Source organism: Dyella sp. EPa41 (assembly GCF_016586165.1).
Taxonomy (GTDB): Bacteria; Pseudomonadota; Gammaproteobacteria; order Xanthomonadales; family Rhodanobacteraceae; genus Dyella.
In genome coordinates, this window is the sequence record NZ_BCPR01000090.1 from 1 (window position 1) to 16,760 (window position 16,760).

General features: G+C 65.2%; 16 protein-coding genes. 7 read left to right on the top strand and 9 right to left on the bottom strand.

What is annotated here, in order from left to right; translation table 11 throughout:
- Positions 1-60: 60 nt before the first annotated feature.
- The 7 genes from JMF82_RS19535 to JMF82_RS19565 form a co-directional block, all read right to left on the bottom strand.
- The gene (locus JMF82_RS19535) at positions 61-516 is read right to left on the bottom strand and encodes a transposase (protein WP_201316203.1); all 456 of its coding nucleotides are present in this window, start codon (positions 514-516) and stop codon (positions 61-63) included.
- A gap of 146 nt (positions 517-662) precedes the next feature.
- Entirely contained in the window at positions 663-2,360 is a 1,698-nt protein-coding gene (locus JMF82_RS19540) for a Zn-dependent hydrolase (protein WP_201316204.1), read from the bottom strand.
- A gap of 254 nt (positions 2,361-2,614) precedes the next feature.
- On the bottom strand, positions 2,615-3,817 hold the full coding sequence (locus JMF82_RS19545; RefSeq protein ID WP_201316222.1) for an ABC transporter permease: 1,203 nt from the start codon (positions 3,815-3,817) through the stop codon (positions 2,615-2,617).
- Between the two features lie 2 nt (positions 3,818-3,819).
- On the bottom strand, positions 3,820-4,554 hold the full coding sequence (locus tag JMF82_RS19550) for an ATP-binding cassette domain-containing protein (protein WP_201316209.1): 735 nt from the start codon (positions 4,552-4,554) through the stop codon (positions 3,820-3,822).
- On the bottom strand, positions 4,551-6,125 hold the full coding sequence (locus JMF82_RS19555) for an alpha/beta hydrolase (protein ID WP_201316210.1): 1,575 nt from the start codon (positions 6,123-6,125) through the stop codon (positions 4,551-4,553). Before JMF82_RS19555 ends, JMF82_RS19550 begins: the two co-directional genes overlap by 4 nt.
- Positions 6,126-6,172: 47 nt before the next feature.
- Positions 6,173-6,367, bottom strand: a complete 195-nt coding sequence (locus JMF82_RS19560) for a helix-turn-helix transcriptional regulator (protein WP_201316211.1) — start codon at positions 6,365-6,367, stop codon at positions 6,173-6,175.
- Positions 6,364-6,972, bottom strand: coding sequence for a hypothetical protein (locus JMF82_RS19565; protein WP_201316212.1), 609 nt, complete (start codon positions 6,970-6,972; stop codon positions 6,364-6,366). The genes JMF82_RS19560 and JMF82_RS19565 overlap by 4 nt, the downstream gene beginning before the upstream one ends.
- 468 nt (positions 6,973-7,440) lie before the next feature.
- On the opposite strand from JMF82_RS19565, the gene JMF82_RS19570 reads away from it, so the two are divergent.
- From JMF82_RS19570 to JMF82_RS19585, 4 genes are all read left to right on the top strand, one after another.
- Positions 7,441-7,974, top strand: a complete 534-nt coding sequence (locus tag JMF82_RS19570; protein ID WP_201316213.1) for a fimbrial protein — start codon at positions 7,441-7,443, stop codon at positions 7,972-7,974.
- A 69-nt stretch (positions 7,975-8,043) separates the two neighbouring features.
- A complete protein-coding gene (locus JMF82_RS19575) occupies positions 8,044-8,793 on the top strand; it encodes a molecular chaperone (protein WP_201316214.1) in 750 nt (249 codons plus the stop codon).
- 65 nt (positions 8,794-8,858) lie between these two features.
- Positions 8,859-11,564, top strand: a complete 2,706-nt coding sequence (locus JMF82_RS19580; protein WP_236585592.1) for a fimbria/pilus outer membrane usher protein — start codon at positions 8,859-8,861, stop codon at positions 11,562-11,564.
- Positions 11,565-11,605: 41 nt separating this feature from the next.
- Positions 11,606-12,616: a fimbrial protein gene (locus JMF82_RS19585; protein WP_201316216.1), complete on the top strand. Its 1,011-nt coding sequence runs from the start codon at positions 11,606-11,608 to the stop codon at positions 12,614-12,616.
- A 22-nt stretch (positions 12,617-12,638) separates the two neighbouring features.
- On the opposite strand, the gene JMF82_RS19590 is transcribed toward JMF82_RS19585, so the two are convergent.
- Both JMF82_RS19590 and JMF82_RS19595 read right to left on the bottom strand, forming a co-directional pair.
- Complete coding sequence (locus tag JMF82_RS19590) at positions 12,639-12,971, bottom strand: hypothetical protein (protein ID WP_201316217.1); 333 nt, start codon at positions 12,969-12,971, stop codon at positions 12,639-12,641.
- A gap of 264 nt (positions 12,972-13,235) precedes the next feature.
- A complete protein-coding gene (locus JMF82_RS19595) occupies positions 13,236-13,979 on the bottom strand; it encodes an FAD-binding oxidoreductase (protein ID WP_201316218.1) in 744 nt (247 codons plus the stop codon).
- A gap of 93 nt (positions 13,980-14,072) precedes the next feature.
- Here JMF82_RS19595 and JMF82_RS19600 point away from each other — a divergent pair, with 93 nt between their 5' ends.
- The 3 genes from JMF82_RS19600 to JMF82_RS19610 all read left to right on the top strand — a co-directional run bounded on the left by JMF82_RS19600 (position 14,073) and on the right by JMF82_RS19610 (position 16,632).
- A complete protein-coding gene (locus JMF82_RS19600; RefSeq protein ID WP_201316219.1) occupies positions 14,073-15,032 on the top strand; it encodes an ABC transporter ATP-binding protein in 960 nt (319 codons plus the stop codon).
- Positions 15,029-15,802 (top strand): ABC transporter permease, encoded by a 774-nt coding sequence (locus JMF82_RS19605; RefSeq protein ID WP_201316220.1) that lies wholly within the window; start codon positions 15,029-15,031, stop codon positions 15,800-15,802. Before JMF82_RS19600 ends, JMF82_RS19605 begins: the two co-directional genes overlap by 4 nt.
- A gap of 110 nt (positions 15,803-15,912) precedes the next feature.
- Complete coding sequence (locus JMF82_RS19610; protein ID WP_201316221.1) at positions 15,913-16,632, top strand: pseudouridine synthase; 720 nt, start codon at positions 15,913-15,915, stop codon at positions 16,630-16,632.
- Positions 16,633-16,760: the final 128 nt, after the last annotated feature.

The window sequence follows — 16,760 nt, forward strand, 5'->3', positions numbered from 1 at the left end:
CGCCATCAATCTACCGCTCCGTTGGCTTGTCGCGCACTGCGTGCGCTCCCACAAGGGCGTTCAAAGCCAGACACAGTTCCAGTAGGGGTAGTCGAGAACATGGCTGACAAGCCCCGCACGAAGCGGGTTGGCAACGATGTAGCGAGCCACGGCGCGCACGTCCTCCTCGGCACGCACGGCACGGTCGTGGTAACCGTGATCCCATACAAGGCCAACCTGCGTGCAATGGAGCCGCTTCGCAGTAACGGATTTGAAGCGATTCATCACGGTCGCCAGGCTATCGCGCTCCCCTAGCTTCACTAGGCCATGCCAATGATCAGGCATCAATACCCAGCACAGGAGTGAGGCGTCGCCCCAGCAGGAACCTTCGCACATGCATCGGGACAAGGCTCTTGCCGTGTCCACGTTCAGGAAGAGCGGGCGCCGATAGGCAGCAACGGTCGTGAGTAGATAGAGCTGACCGGGAAGTGACACGCGGCCGTGGCGCAGCGCACGGTAGCCGAGGCGAGGATTCATGGCCCGAACGTCGCACCGTTCGACGCATAGGCCTATCGGAACAACACGAAAAGTTCTGTAGGAAGCCGGCGATGATGCGAACCGCGTGCCATCGGATGCGCCGCGGTCGCGCACAGGGTGCGCTCCCACAACGAAGACCCGGCGTTTTAGGGCTTGGAGAGGCCCAGCACTTCCAGTCCCTGCTCGAACGTCACATCCACCGGGATCTTCGCCTGGTCCAGGCGCTTGAGGTCGCCGGCCAGCGTGGCATCCACGTGGCCCATGGTGTCGGTGAGCTTCCTGGCGGCCTCGTAGTCGCCGTCGCCCTGGATGGTGAGCAGCTTGGCCGACAGTGCGTTCATCGCGGCGGTCATCTTGTCGAAGTCGACGCGATAGCGACCCGTGGCGGCGTCGCGGGTGAAGGCGCCCTGCTGCTGGAAGAAGTTGAAGCGCACCATGTTGGCCTTGGCGTGCGCGTCGCTGGCGCCGAAGCGCACCGAGCGCAGGATGCCGGCAAGGAAGGTGACGTAGTTGTCCATCAGCCTGGTCTTGTCCAGTTCGCCCTTGTCGGCAAGCTTGGTGACCATGTAGAGGCCGAGGATGTCGGCCTTGCCTTCCTCGAAGCTGGAAGCCTGGTCCTTCAGCGCGGTGCGCACGAGGCCCTTGTCGGTGAGGGTCTGCTTGATGCCCAGGCCATGCGCCACCTCGTGGAACATGGTGTTCTCGAAGAACGCGTCGAAGGTGAGGTGCGACTGCTGGTCGTCCGCGATCAGCGCCTTGGCGATGGGCAGCATGATCTTGTCGAACTTCGCCTGCATGACGTTTTCCAGCTGCAGGCGACGCGTGCCCTTCTTCAGCTGCACTTCCTCGTCGTTGGGCAGGTTGATGGCGATGGTCTTGGCGCCGACGTTGGCGTCGCCCGCGTAATACACGGCGAAGTAGGCATTGAGGTCGGCGTCGGAGCCCGGCTTCTCGGCCTTGTACTTGCCGTCCACCGGCAGCTCGCGCTGCAGCTCGGGGAGGTACTTGGCGAAGCGTGCGAGCCTGGCGCTCCAGGCCTGGTCCTTCACAAGCACGTAGCTTTCGTAGCTGGCCTTGTAACCGTAGAGCTGGTCTTCGTAGGTTTCGATCGGGCCGATCACGATGTCGACCGGATTGCTCTTCATCGACATCCAGGCGAAGTCACTGGGACGATAGTCGTCGCTCTGCAGCGCGTCGGCGCGCTTCTTCAGGTAGCCGGCAAAATCCTTATCGGAGAGCTCGGCGGCCTGGCGCAACAGGCCGGCGGCACGATCGAGGTCGGCCCTGTACGCCTCGTGGTAGGGCACGGTGACCAGCTTGCCCTGCGCGTCGCGGCGCAGCAGCGTGTACAGGCCGGTCTTGTCCTTGAGGTCGGCCTTGTCGAACTCGTCCTTGCTCATGTCGGCCGGATAGAACTGCACGCCGGGCGGACGCGCGCCGACGCCGGCGACGAACGGCTGGTCGTTGTCGAGACGGTCCCAGGGACCGTAGTTGATCTCGGCGAAGCGGCGCGTGACGTCGTCGGGAATGCGCGCCATCAGCGCCGCCTTGTCGCCCCACGACTGCTTCCAGTAGAGGTCGTTGGTGACATCAGCCGCCTCCACCAGCAGCGCGATCATCTGCTTCTGCCTGTCGTCGAAGCCGGACAGGTCGGCGGTGAGCTTCACCGTGGCGTAGTTGGCCATGCGCTGCGCGGCATTGTCGGCATCGGTGGACGGTGGCGGCACCGCCGGGACGGTGGCTGCCGGGGCCGGTGCGGGCGACTGCGCCGTAGTGTCGTTGTCGTGCGAGCTGCACCCGGCGAGGGTGGCGACGAGGCTCAGGGCGAGCAGGTGGCGACGCATGGCGAAGTCCCGGAAGGAAGAAAACGTCATGGTACCGCGACCCGGCTTCCTCCCCTCCGGGGCAGGCGGGAAGCGGCCATGGATGGCCGCGGCGTTGAGGAGCGAGGAGAGGGTTGGGGCATTGCCACCTTCAAGGTGGTGAGGGGGGCGATCTTGCGAGAACCCGGATCTATGCCGACCTTGCGGATGCACTACCGCGAGCACCCACCCCTCATCCCAGCCTTCTCCCCGGAGGGAAGAAGGAACCGAGGACGTCAGCCTGAAATCGCCAGCCGTTCCGACTGGTACAACCTTGCCGTCACCAGCACGCCGAGCGCCGCGGCCACCAGGCTGCCGACCAGGCACAGGCCCAGTTGTTGCGGATCGACGCCGTCGCCGCGCAGCAGCTGCATGATGCCCAGGTGCTGGCCAAGCAGCGGCACCGCATACATCCACGCCTGCGCCTTGATCGGCATGGTGGATAGCAGGATGCTCGGGATCACCGGCACGAACATCAGCAGCGACACGTACGTCTGCGCCTCGCGGTAGCTCTTGGCGAAGGCCGCCACCAGCGATTGCAGCGCGGCCAGCAGCACGATCAGCGGCAGCATCATCAGCAGCACGCGACTGGCGAAGTTCAGGCCCAGGTCCAGCTCCATGCCTAGCTTCTCCGTGGGCAGGAAGCGCCCCACCACGGCGAACGCGGCCAGCGAGATGAGCAGGCTTGCCGCCGAGAACACGCAGATGGCCGCCAGCTTGCCGGCGAGGATCTTCCAGCGCGGGACCGGGTTGGCGAACAGCGGCTCCAACGACTGGCGCTCGCGCTCGCCCGCGGTGAGGTCGATGGCCAGGTACATGCCGCCCATGAAAACGGTGAGCACGAAGAAGTACGGCAGGATGGAGAACATCAGCGCCGCGCGCGCCTGCGCGGTGGCCTGGTCGCGCTTGGCCGCGATCACCGGCCAGGCCGTGCCCGGCGACAGGCCACGGGCGACCAGGCGCATCGCGCCTTGCTGGCGCGCGTAGGTCTCCACCAGCTGGCTGACGCGGGCGACCGCCGTGTTCGCGTCGCGCTGCGAGGAGTCGTAGATCAACTCCACCTGGACCGGCTCGCCCTTGCGCCACGCGTTGCCGTAGTCGGGCGAAATGCGCAGCACCACATCGGCATCCTGCCTGCGCACGGCCACTTCCGGATCGGCGATGGGCGGCTTCGGCACGATGCCGTCGACCTTCAGCGCGGCGATCAGGTTGGGTGCATAGGCCGCGCCGATCACGGGCACCGGCAATGGCTTTTCCGCCTTGTCGAACTCACGGTTGAGCGTGATGTTGAGCAGCATCACCAGGATCAGCGGACCGAGCAACGGGCCGGTGAGAAACGCACTGGTCAGCGTGCGGCGGTCGCGCAGGTTCTCCTTCACTTCCTTGAGGAAAACGGTGAGGAAGGCGCGGGTGCGGCCGAGTGACACTCGGGTGTCCATGTTCATGCGGCCAGTCCCTCTTCGCTGCCGATGATCTTCACGAAGGCGTCTTCCAGGTTCGCCTCCCCGGTCTGCGCGCGCAGCGCCTCGGGCGATTCATCCGCCACCACGCGCCCGTTGGCGATCACCACGATGCGATCGCACAGGGCGGCCACCTCCTGCATGATGTGGCTGGAGAACAGCACGCAACGTCCCTCCGCCTTCAGCCGCTGCATGAACTGGCGCAACGCGCGTGTGGCCATCACGTCGAGGCCGTTGGTGGGCTCATCGAGGATCACGTTGCGCGGGTCGTGGATCAGTGCGCGAGCGATCGCCGTCTTCACGCGCTGACCTTGCGAAAAGCCCTCCGTGCGGCGATCGCCGATGTCTTCCATGTCCAGCGCGTGCACCAGTGCCTCGCGCCGCGTGGCCAGAAGATCCTCCGGCAGGCCATGCAGGCGCGCGAAGTAGTCGATGTTCTCGCGCGCGGTGAGGCGCTTGTAGAGGCCGCGCGCATCGGGCAGCACGCCGAGCTGGCGACGGACGGCCAGCGCATCGCGCGCGGCGTCGATGCCATCCACCAGCACCTGGCCGCGATCCGGTTTCATCAAGGTGTACAGCATGCGCAGCGTGGTGGTCTTGCCGGCGCCGTTGGGGCCAAGCAGGCCGGTGATCTCGCCGTCGCGCGCCTTGAAGCTCACGCCGTCCACCGCCTTCACGGTGCCGAACGCCTTGTGCAAATCCTTCACTTCGATCATGGCGTGGCTCCGTTGAAGTCGATGAACATCGGCGTGGCGCGCAGGCGATCCAGGCATTTCACCTCCAGCGCCCCGGGCTTCTGGTCTTCGATGAAGTGCTTGATGACCTGCGGCGCGCAACCCGCGTTCATCACGTTGTGGCCCTGGCCGGTGAGCACGAGATGGCGCGACTGCGGGAGGTTCTTCGCCACCTCGTCGCCGTAGCGCGGCGGCGTCACCGGATCGAATTCACCGGAGAGCAGCAGCACCGGCTTGTCGGTCTTCAGCGGCTGGTGGAAATCGTCCGGGCGCGTGCCCTTGGGCCACACCGAGCAGACGTTCTGCAGCGTGTCGATCATGCGGGTGCCGAGGATGGTGTGCGCGTCCTGCGGGCGCGGCGTGAGCAGATCGGCGTCTTCGCTGCAGATCACGGAAAGCTGCATGCCGCCGTTCATGGTGTCGGAGAGGTCGCCCGAGAGCAGCTTGGCCTGGCCCAGCAGCGGACCCACGTCACCGTGCGCCGCCGCGTCGATGGACAACGGCAGCAGCGCCGCCGTGAGCGGCGTATAGGCGAACATGCGCACCACGCTGGCCAGCGAGGCCTCGCTGAGCACGCGCTGCACGGTCTGGTAGTTCTGCGGATCGCGGAAGCTCACGGTGTGCGGATTGGCGCGCAGTGCATCGCGCAGCTGGTAGAGCGTCTGGTACGGGTCGTTGAAGCGCTTGCGGCAGGCCTCGTCGGTTTCACAGCGCGCGAACTGGGCCTTCAACGCGGCATCGAGGTTCTGCGCGAAGTCTTCGCCCAGCACCAGCTCGTTCGGCACCACGCCGTCGAGCACCAGGCTGCGCACCGCCTGCGGGTAGCGCATGGCGTACTGCTGCGCCATGCGCGTGCCGTAGGACACGCCGACCAGGTCGAAGGCCGGCGAGCCCAGCGCCCGGCGCACCTCTTCCAGATCCTCCGCGGCAACGGTGGTGGTGTAGTAGCGCGGGTCGGCCTTGCCGGCGAGCACCTTGAGGCAGCGCTGGACTTCTTCGCGCTCCTTCTCGGGATGCACATCGAGATCATCGGCGCCGCCTTCCGGGCCCGCGCCCTCTTCCTTGCACGTGAGCGGGTTGGACCCGCCGGTGCCGCGCTGGTCGAGCAGCAGCACATGACGGTGCGCGGTGAGCGGCTGCAGCGCGGTGGACACGCCGGGCCACGATTCGGTGGCCGCCTGCCCGGGGCCGCCGGCGAGCATCACCAGCATGTCAGCGGCAACCACCTGCGCGCTGCTGCGGATCACCGCGAGCTTGAGCGTGATCCTGCGGCTGTGCGGATCGTCGCGATTCTCCGGCACCTCGAACGGTGCGCACCATGCGGCGGTGGAGAGCCCGCTGTTGGGCTGGCCGAGCTCGCACGGCCTCAGCGTGAGCGAACCCAGCCGCCAGGCCTGCGGCTGGCTGGGCTGGGCCGGCGCCGTCGGCGCGGCGGTCGCGTCATCGGTGTCCGGTGCCTTCGCCATGCGCGCATGGAAGTGGTTCCATCCCAGCGCGGCGAGCCCCACGGCCACGATGCCTATGCGCAGGGCGGTTCGCCCTTGGATTGCCATATCTGCTTACCCCTCGGTCCATTCGGGTTGCATGTGCCCACCGCGTGTCACGGCGAGGGCTCGAAGATCGATTCGATGGAAAGGCCGAACAGCCGCGCGATCTTGAACGCCAGCGGCAGGCTCGGATCGTACTTGCCGGTCTCGATCGCGTTCACGGTCTGCCGCGACACGTCCAGCCGCTCGGCCAGGTCGGCCTGCGACCAGCCGCGGTCACTGCGAAGCTCGCGCACCCGGTTGTTCATTCCGCGCGGCTACGCCAGACCAGCACGCAATGCGTCACGCCGTACGCCATGCTCAGCGCCGGATAGACCAGCAGCAGCGCCAGCGCGGCATCGACGACGATGAGCTTCGCCGCCGCCAGGAAGCCGAGCACCATGCTGGCCACGCTGACGACGGCCACGCCAATGGCGAGTGCTTCCAGGTGCTGTCGCCGTTCCAGTTCGTCGTGACCCAGCACGTAGCGGATCGAAGCGACGATCAGCCAGGCGATCGGCAACACCGGCAGCAGTGCTGCGGCCGCCTTCAGCAAACCCGGCTCCATCGCCTTTTGCAGGGGCCACACATAGAGCATGGCCACCATGTAGATGAGCATGGCCGGCATGAACTCGCGGGCGTAGCGGCGCTCCACCGCGCGGCTGCGTTCCTGGCGTATGGCGCGCCCGACATGGATCGACAGCGGGATGCCGGTGGCGAGCGCCACCAGCCCAAGCAGGCGGAACACGCCGCCAAGCACGATCAGCCCGAAGCCGCCGATCAGCAACGCGCCGGTCACCGCCACGACCAGCCAGCGTCCCCATGCCGGCCAGGCATGCATCGGTGCCAGCCGCCTGGCCTGCGTATTTCCCATGTCCTCTCCCCCCCAACCGGCGTAGGCCGGTCGCCATGGCTGTCAAGTTGACTTGACAGCAAGGCTACGGATGCCAGGCCGACGATGTCAAGCAAGCTTTACACGCGGCGCCGTGTATCGGCAGGCTACCGGAAGAACTTGAGGACGTTTTCCATCAGGCTTTTCTGAAAATGTGACCCAATTTGCACATTCGGCCCCGTTTCGAGCGCGGGAAGTGACCCATTACGGCTCACTTAAATGTCACCTCTTCTTAACAATTAGGTCTCACTTTCGGCCAGTCAGCCATTTCTGTGATGAAGCTCACATTGGCACGAGGGTTGCTTTGGGCGGGTTAGCGGCTCCAGTCATCACTCGCAGAGGCAGGAACCTGCGGCCGCAAAGCGCAATCGGGGGGCGATGTCCCAAGTTGTCCGGAAGCGCCTGACTCGTTTTAGTTTCAACTACTTATATTCAGTCAAAGGACATCGTATGAAGAAGATTCTGGTTTCCGCCACCCTGGCCGCGATCCTCGGCACCGCCGCCTTCTCGGCTGCCGCCGTCGACGGCACCATCACGTTCAACGGCAAGGTCAACAGCAACACGTGCACCATTAACGCTGGCACGGGCGCTTCGTTCGCCGTCACCCTGCCGACTGTGGGCGCCAGCGCGCTCGGCACGACCGCCGGCACCGTCGCCGGTACCACCCCGTTCAACATCGCGCTGAGCGCCTGCTCGGCCACCGGTGTGGTGAAGGCTTACTTCGAGCCGGGCTCGACCATCAACGCCAACGGCCGCCTGAGCAACACCGCGACCACCGGCGCCGCCACGGGCGTGGACCTGCAGGTGCTTAACGGCTCGCAGACGGCGATCAACCTCAACACCCAGGCCAACACCACCACGGCCACGATCGCCTCGAACGCCGCCACGCTGAACTACTACGTGCAGTACTACAACACCACTGCCGCCGCCGTCGGCGCCGGCACCGTGACCAGCACGGTGAACTACACCATCCAGTACCAGTAAGTCGTACTGCAATCCCGTGGCCGGCACGACCGGCCACGGGATTTCCACCCCTCTGCTCGGACCCCAACGATGAACCGCTTCTTCCGCGCCGTAGGTACGGGGCTGCTGGCTTATTGCCTTGCCCTGACCTGCGCCCATGCCAACGTGATCATTGCAGGCACCCGCGTGGTCTTTCCGGCCAGCGAGGGTGAGGTCACGCTGCGTCTGACGAACGAGAACACGTCGCCCGCGCTGATCGAAGCGTGGATCGACGCCGGCGATGAACATTCCACGCCCGACAAGGTCAACACGCCGTTCCTGATCACGCCGCCGCTGTTCCGCATGGAGGCGCACAAGGATCAGAGCCTGCGCATCATTTTTTCTGCCGGCAAGCAGCCGCTGCCGACGGATCGCGAGTCGTTGTTCTGGCTCAACGTGCTGGAAATTCCGCCCAAGCCCAACGGCCAGGAATTCGCCGGCAAGAACTACCTGCAGTTGGCCATCCGCTCGCGCCTCAAGTTGTTCTATCGGCCCGCCGGCCTCGCTGGCGACGCGAACAAGGCCGGTGCCGAGCTCAGCTTCAAGGCAATGGCCGCGGACAAGGGCTATGCGCTCGTCGTGCATAACCCAACCCCGTACTACGTCACCGTCAGCCAGCTCACGCTGGACAGCCACGGGCAATCGCTCAAGGTCGACGGCGACATGGTTGCGCCGATGTCCGACCTTCGCCTCGCCGTGCCGGGCCTGACGCACGCGCCGGCTCCGGGCAGCGCCGTGCAGTTCGATTGCATCAATGACTACGGCGCACCGTCGCCGTTCAAGAGCACGCTCACGCCGTGACGGTGGAGCGCGCCGCCGCGAATGGATTCGCGCAGCCGATGACGAACCGGCGCGCAGTTCTGTGCATGATGATCGCCGCGGCGCTCGCGCACTGGGCCCCCGTCGCGTCGGCGGCCAGCGGCGCATCGCCTTCCACGGGCGCCGACGCATCGGCCGGCAGCAGCTACGCCGACTTTGACCGCAACCTGCTTTCCGGCGCAGGACAGAACACCAGCAACGACCTGTCGCGTTTCGAGCACGGCAATCCGGTGATGCCGGGCAATTACAACGCCGACGTGTTTCTCAACGGTACCTGGGCGGCCCGCACCGACCTGCGTTTCGTGGCGCCGTCAGCGGATGCCAATGCCGTGCCGTGCATTACGCCGGAGCTGTTTCGCCAGATGGGCCTGCGCGCGCCCGCCCAGTCGGCCGAGGCGTCGGAGAAGCTGAAGAACGCGGCAGCCTGCGTGACCATCGGCGAGCTGATTCCCGGCGCCACCGCCAACTTCGACATGACCGAGCTGCGCCTGGACGTCAGCGTGCCGCAGGCCTATCTCGGTCGCGCGCCGCGTGGTTACGTAAGCCCAGAGTACTGGGACGAAGGCGTGGCGGCCGGCATGCTCAACTACAACTTCAACAGCTACCGCAGCAGCGCCCAGGGCCAGAGCCAGACCTCCTCGTACCTGGGCCTCAACGCGGGCGTGAATGTCGGCGCCTGGCACTTCCGCCACGACTCGACGCTGAGCTGGCAGTCGGGCACGTCCAAGACCCCGGCGCGCCGCCGCTGGCAGAACATCGATACCTATGTGCAGCGCGACGTGCCGTCGCTGCGGGCACAGTTGACGATCGGCGACAGCTTCACCGACGGTTCCGTGTACGACAGCTTCGGCTTGCGCGGCGTGCGGCTGGGCACGGACGACCGCATGCTGCCGGATTCGGTGCGCGGCTATGCCCCGGTGATCCGCGGTACGGCGGACACCAATGCGTTGGTGACCATCCGCCAGAACGGCCTGCAGATCTACCAGACCACGGTGTCGCCCGGCCCGTTCACCATCAACGATCTCTACCCGACCGGTTACGGCGGCAACCTCGACGTCACGGTGACCGAAGCCGACGGCCGCGTGCGCAGCTTCAGCGTGCCCTATGCCTCGGTGCCGCAGCTGTTGCGCCCGGGCACGCTGCGCTTCGACGTGGCAGCGGGTCAGATGCGCAACCTCGCGCTCGAGCACAACCCGAACGTGCTGCAAGGCACGCTGCAGTACGGCTTCAACAATCTGGTCACCGGCTACGGCGGCATCCAGGGTGCGCAGGATTACGCCTCCGTGCTCGTCGGCGCCGCGATCAATACGACTTTCGGCGCCTTCGCCGCCGACGTCACGCATGCGCGCACCCAGATACCCGGCTACGATTCGCAGTCGGGCCAGAGCGTGCGGCTGAGCTACAGCAAGATCCTGCCGCAATCGGGCACGTCGCTGTCGGTGGCGGCATATCGCTATTCGACCAGCGGCTTCCTGAGCCTGAGCGACGCGGCCATCGTGCGCGACTACGCGTTGCGTGGATTGGATGCCTTCAAGGACTACACCCCTTCCAATGCGACGCTGGTCAATGGCGTCGCTCTGCAGACACTGCTTACTCCTGCACAGCAGGCGGCCTTGGCCGGCACCACCTACAACCCCCTGTTGCACGTCACCGGACTCGATCGCCAGCGCAACCGCTTCAGTCTCACGCTGAACCAGCAGCTGGGCGAGCGCGGCGGGCAGCTCTACGCCAACGGTTCCATCAGCGACTACTGGAACCGCAGTGGCTCGGATACGCAGTTCCAGGTCGGCTACAGCAACACGATCAAGGCCGTGGGTTTCAGCGTGTCGGCCACGCGCACGCGCGATCCGTTCGGCCGCTACGACAACGAATACAACCTGACGCTCGATATCCCGCTGGGTTCGGGCCGGCATTCACCGTCGTTGAACCTGATGTTTAACCATACGGCGACCGGCGGTAACCAGGAGCAGGCCATGCTCAACGCTTCGGCCGGCAGCAACAACGAGTTCAACTACAGCGCCACGGCGTCGCACGCCGAAACCGGTGGCGCCGCGGGCAGCGTAAGCGGCAGCTATCGCAGCCCGTTCGCGGTATTCAACGCCAGCGCGGGCGGCGGCAACGGTTATTCGCAGCAATCGGCCGGCATGAGCGGCGGCATCGTGGTCCATGCGGGCGGCGTGACGTTCGGCCAGCCGCTGGGCGATACCGTCGGCCTGGTTTATGCGCCTGGTGCCGGCGGTGCGCGCGTGATCAACGCAGTCGGCGCGCATATCGATTCGTCCGGTTACGCCATCGTTCCCTACCTCACCCCGTACCAGCTCAACTCGGTCGCGATCGACCCGAAGGGGCTGCCGCTCGACGTGCAGATGGACGCGACCAGCACACAGGTGGCACCGCATGCGGGCTCGGTGGTGCTGCTGAAGTTCAAGACACAGAGCGGTCGCACGGTGGTGCTTCACATTCATCAGCCCAATGGCGATGCGCTGCCGTTCGGCGCGGAACTGCTCGACGAAAAGGGCACGGCGCTCGGCCTGGTTGGCCAGGGTGGGCAGGCGCTGGTTCGCGGCATCGCGGACGCCGGTGAACTGACGGCACGTTGGCAGGATGATGGTGGCGTGAGCCAGGCTTGTTCCTTCACCTACCAACTGGACGCGAAGGCCAAGGGCAAGGGCAAGATCATGAAGTACGAAACCATCGATGCCGTGTGTGCAGTGCCTGGCACGATGGCGCAGATCGCGAGGAATCACCCGTGAAGCACCGTTTCGGAATCACCTGCTTCATGCGTCGACTGGCGTTGCTTGCGCTGGTGGTGTTGTGCGCCACGTGGGCTCCCGGCGCCTTGGCTGCGGTGAAATGCACGTCGTCGAATGCCGTGCTTGATCTGCCTGACGCAACAATTTCCGCAAACACTGCGGTGGGCGCACCCTTGGGCCCTCCGGTGCAGGCGACGATCACCGTAACCTGCACCGGCCTACCCTATGACAACAGCACCTTCGGGCAGACGGTGACCGTCCAGGCCGGCAACCTTGCCGCGCGCGACGCGGCAAACGACCCGCCCGCCGGCGGCGGCATCATGTTCAAGACGAGCAGGGCCGGCGTTTCGCTGAAGGTGACCGCCAGCCCGATCCAGGCATCCGACAATTCGTGCCTGCGCTGCGGCCCCGGCCAGACGCCGGGCTGGGAGCCTGCGGCCATCACGTATCCCGCGAACAGCACCTCGTTCACGATCACTGGCCAGTTGATCAAGACGGGCAACATCAGCGCGGGCACGGTGAATGCCATCTCCACGTTGATGCAGTTTTACTATTACATCTACGGCATCACCGCGAGTTCATCGGCGATCTCGACACTCTCGACCAACTCGGCCGTACTTTCGAATGCGAGCTGCGCGCTCAATGGCGGCGACGACAATACCCTTACGGTGACGCTCCCGACGATTTCGGCGAGCGCCCTGGGCGGCATCGGCCGGGTGGCGGGGCTCACTCCCTTCAACATCAGCTATCAATGCTCGTCGGGCGCCAAGCTCACCATGACGATGGCTTCCGCCACGACATGGAGTGCGAACCTCGGTGTGATTTCCTCCAGCGCATCGTGCAGCGGAACCACGCCTGCCGGCAATGTCGGCGTGCAGGTGCTGCAATCGTCGATGTCTCCGATGCCACTTACCAGCACCGGCCAATCGCTGGGCAACTCCCCCAACGGCACGCTGACCATTCCTTACTACGCGCAGTATTACCAGACCGGTTCCCCGGTAACACCCGGGCCGGTATGCGCGACGGCAACGTTCACCATGACCTACAAGTGACGTCAGCGGAGTTGCCGCACTGTCACTCGTAGGTACGCGTCACCAGTTGGGCATCGCCCGCGTCGGCATAAGTCGCGAAATACATCAGCAGGCGATCGCGCGCTTGCATGGCATCCTCAAGTGACACCGTGGACTGCCGATAAACAGAAGAGCGCGATGCAACGCTGGCCAACGGCGCACCGCACCCGCCTCGCAACGCGTTGGGCGACGCTTCCGATACCGCAGCCGCACCACACGTGGGCGCCGCAATCGCGCCGACAAAGGTGATCGTGCCACCCTGTGCATGGGCCACTGGCACGCCTATCGCCAAGGCGACCACGCATCCGATCCAGGTACTGCGAATCCAGCCCTTCATAAATGCCCCTTCCCGTACCGCCTTCGGAAAGAGGGGGTACTGATGGGATCTATCGGCGTGGGTTTCCGGGGCTTGATATCGGAATCCCGGACAGGTGTTCGCAGCGTGAACTACGTCACGCTTTTGGCGGGTGTCGAGAAAACGACCCGTCGATCCAAGGCGGGGAGATGGCGAGGGGCGTCGCCGGGGCTGACCCGTTAGCGGCCGCCCTCAGCCGAACTTGAGTACTTTGTTCGGCAAGGGTTTAGGAAACGCTTCTGCGGTTCAACGTGAGGAAACGTACTTCTCGCGTCGAATCTGCGCCACCGGCAGGCCGAAGTCCTTGAAGGCGGCGAAGGCGGCATCGACCATGTTGGGGTTGCCGCAGAGATAGGCGATGTCACGACCGGCGGACGGCGCCAGCTCGGCCAGGACGTTCTGCACGTGGCCCGGGCGGTCGCTGGGGCGCGGCACGGCGCGCGGCTGGCGGCTCAGGCAACCATGGAAGGTAAAGCCCGGGTTGGCCTGGGCGAAGGCTTCGAACTCCTCGCCGTACAGCAGCTCGACCTCGTTGCGGGCGCCGTACAGCAGCACCACTTCGCGCCCCTGTTTCACCAGCTCGGCGATCTGCGGAAGCATCGCGCGGTACGGGGTGACGCCCGTGCCCGTGGCCAGCAGCAGATAGCGGCCGTTGGTGTCGCCGGCCTGCAGGCAGAAGCGGCCGTACGGGCCGCTGGCGTCGATCACGCCACCGATCGGCAGCTCGCCCAGCAGCTTGGTGGCGGCGCCGCCATCCACGTAGCTCACCGCGATCTCGATGCGCTGCACGGGCGATGAGCCGTCACCCACGGTGCCCACCGAGTAGCTGCGCTTGGTGGCCACGCCGTCGTCGTAGTGGAAATGGATCTGCAGGAATTGCCCGGGCACAAAGGCCAGCGGCTGCCCGTCCGCGCGCTCGAAAGCCATGTGGCGCACGGTGGGCGCCAGCATGGTGCTGTCGACGAGACGGAGCTGGAAATGGTCTGCCATGGGGTCTACCCGGAGAAAAGTGTGGTCCGACGCCGTGCCGGACGGCCCGGGCAAGCCTCGTATAATAAAAGGCTAGCCCCTTCGGTGCAGCTCATGTCCTCTCCTGCCACACCCGCGCTGGTCGTCAACAACCTGCGCAAGACCTACAGCAACGGCGTCGAAGCCCTCAAAGGCATCAGTCTCACGGTCCAGCCCGGCGATTTCTTCGCCCTGCTCGGCCCCAACGGCGCCGGCAAATCCACCCTGATCGGCATCCTCTCCTCGCTGGTGAACGCCTCCGGTGGCGACGCCGAGGTGTTCGGCGTGTCGGTGAACAAGCAGCGTGGCAAGGCCATGCAGCTGATCGGCCTGGTGCCGCAGGAAATCAACTTCAACCAGTTCGAGAAGCCGTTCGACATCTGCGTGAACGAGGCGGGCTTCTACGGCATTCCGCGGAAGATCGCCGCCGAACGCGCGGAGAAGTACCTCAAGGAACTGCGCCTGTGGGACAAGGCACAGCACCAGGCGCGCATGCTCTCCGGCGGCATGAAGCGCCGCCTCATGATCGCCCGGGCGATGATGAACGAGCCCAAGCTGCTCATCCTCGACGAGCCGACCGCGGGCGTGGACATCGAGATCCGTCGTTCGATGTGGCAGTTCGTCAGCGGCATCAATGCCGCCGGCACCACGGTGATCCTCACCACGCATTACCTCGAGGAAGCCGAGCAGCTGTGCCGCAACATCGCCATCATCGACCACGGCACCATCGTGGAGAACACCTCGATGAAGCGCCTGCTGGCATCGCTGGACGTGGAAACCTTCGTGCTCGACGTCAACCACGTGCCCATCGAGCTGCCCGTCATTCCCGGCATCACGCTGCGCCGCCTCGACGAGCACACGCTGGAAGCGGAGATGTCCCGCTCGCACGACCTCAATTCGTTGTTCGCCACCTTGTCCGCCCAGGGCATGACGGTGACCTCGATGCGCAACAAGACCAACCGTCTGGAAGAACTGTTCGTGCGACTGGTCGAGAACGGCCGAACCACGAAGGACAACGTGGAGAAAGTCGCATGAACGGCGCCGCCAACCTCGTCGCGCTCAACACCATCGTCCGGCGCGAAATCGTGCGCATCATGCGCATCTGGACGCAGACGCTGATTCCCCCCGCGATCACGATGACGCTTTACTTCGTGATCTTCGGCAAGCTGATCGGCAGCCGCATCGGCCAGATGCACGGCTTCACCTACATGCAGTACATCGTGCCGGGCCTGGTGATGATGAGCATCATCACCAACAGCTACGGCAACATCTCCAGCTCGTTCTTCGGCGCCAAATTCAGCCGCGCGGTGGAAGAAATGCTGGTGTCGCCGATGCCCAACTGGGTGATCCTGCTCGGCTATGTCACCGGCGCGGTCACGCGCGGTCTGGTGGTCGGCGGACTCGTGCTGATCATCGCGCTGTTCTTCACCGACCTGCATGTGGCGCACCCGGTCATCACCTTCCTGTCGGTGCTGCTGGGCGCGACGGTGTTCTCGCTGGCGGGCTTCGTCAATGCGGTATTCGCCAAGAAGTTCGACGACATCGCCCTGGTGCCCACCTTCGTGCTCACCCCGCTCACCTACCTCGGCGGCGTGTTCTATTCGGTGGACCTGCTGGGCGAACCGTGGCGCAGCATCTCGATGGTCAACCCGATCCTGTACATGGTCAACGCGTTCCGCTTCGGCGTGCTGGGCGTGAGCGACGTGCAGATCGGCGTGGCATTCGCGGTGATGCTGGTGTTCGTCATTGGCCTGAGCGCCGTGGCGCTGCATCTGCTGAAACGCGGCGTGGGGCTGCGTTCGTAAGCGGCCATGCCCTTGGGAGCGCACCCAGCGCGCGACCGCGGCATCGCAGGGCACCGCTCCGTCGGATTGTCGCGCACAGGGTGCGCTCCCACAAAAGAAACCATTGCAACATGCGCGTCAACAAATACATCAGCGAAGCCGGCATCTGCTCCCGCCGCGAAGCGGACGAACTGCTGCTGGCCGGCCGCGTCACCATCAACGGCGAGGTCGTCACCACCGGTGCCAAGGCGCTGGAGGGCGACGAGGTGCGCGTGGACGGCGAAATCGTCAAGGCACGCATCCTTGCCGCCACGCCCTCGGCCAAGCGCGGCGTGTACATCGCGCTGAACAAGCCGGTGGGCGTGACCTGCACCACCGACCAGACGGTGAAGGACAACATCGTCGACTTCGTCGACCATCAGGAACGCATCTTCCCCATCGGCCGCCTGGACAAGGATTCCGAAGGCCTGATCCTGCTCACCAGCAACGGCGACATCGTCAACGAGATCCTGCGCTCGGAGAACAACCACGAGAAGGAATACCTCGTGGCGGTGAACAAGGCCGTCACCGACGAATTCCTCGCCGGCATGGCGCGGGGCGTGCGCATCCACGGGCAGATGACCAAGCCATGCAAGGTGCGCAAGATCGCCAAGTTCGGCTTCGCGATCATCCTCACGCAAGGCTTGAACCGGCAGATCCGCTTGATGGCGGCGGCGTTCGGCTATCGCGTCACGCAGCTTCGGCGCGTGCGCGTCATCAATGTGAAGCTCGGCCATCTGAAGCCAGGTCAGTGGCGGAACCTGACCGAGGCGGAGCTGAAGGGGTTGCTGCCGAATCGGACGCAATGGTGAGGGCCGGCATGAGGACGGGGGGTTCTTTCGCTCCTCCTCACCACTGAAATCCCCTCGCCCTTTTTGTAGGAGCGCACCCAGTGCGCGACAGCCTTTCGCCTCGGTCTTGATTGCCGGTCTCACCGGCA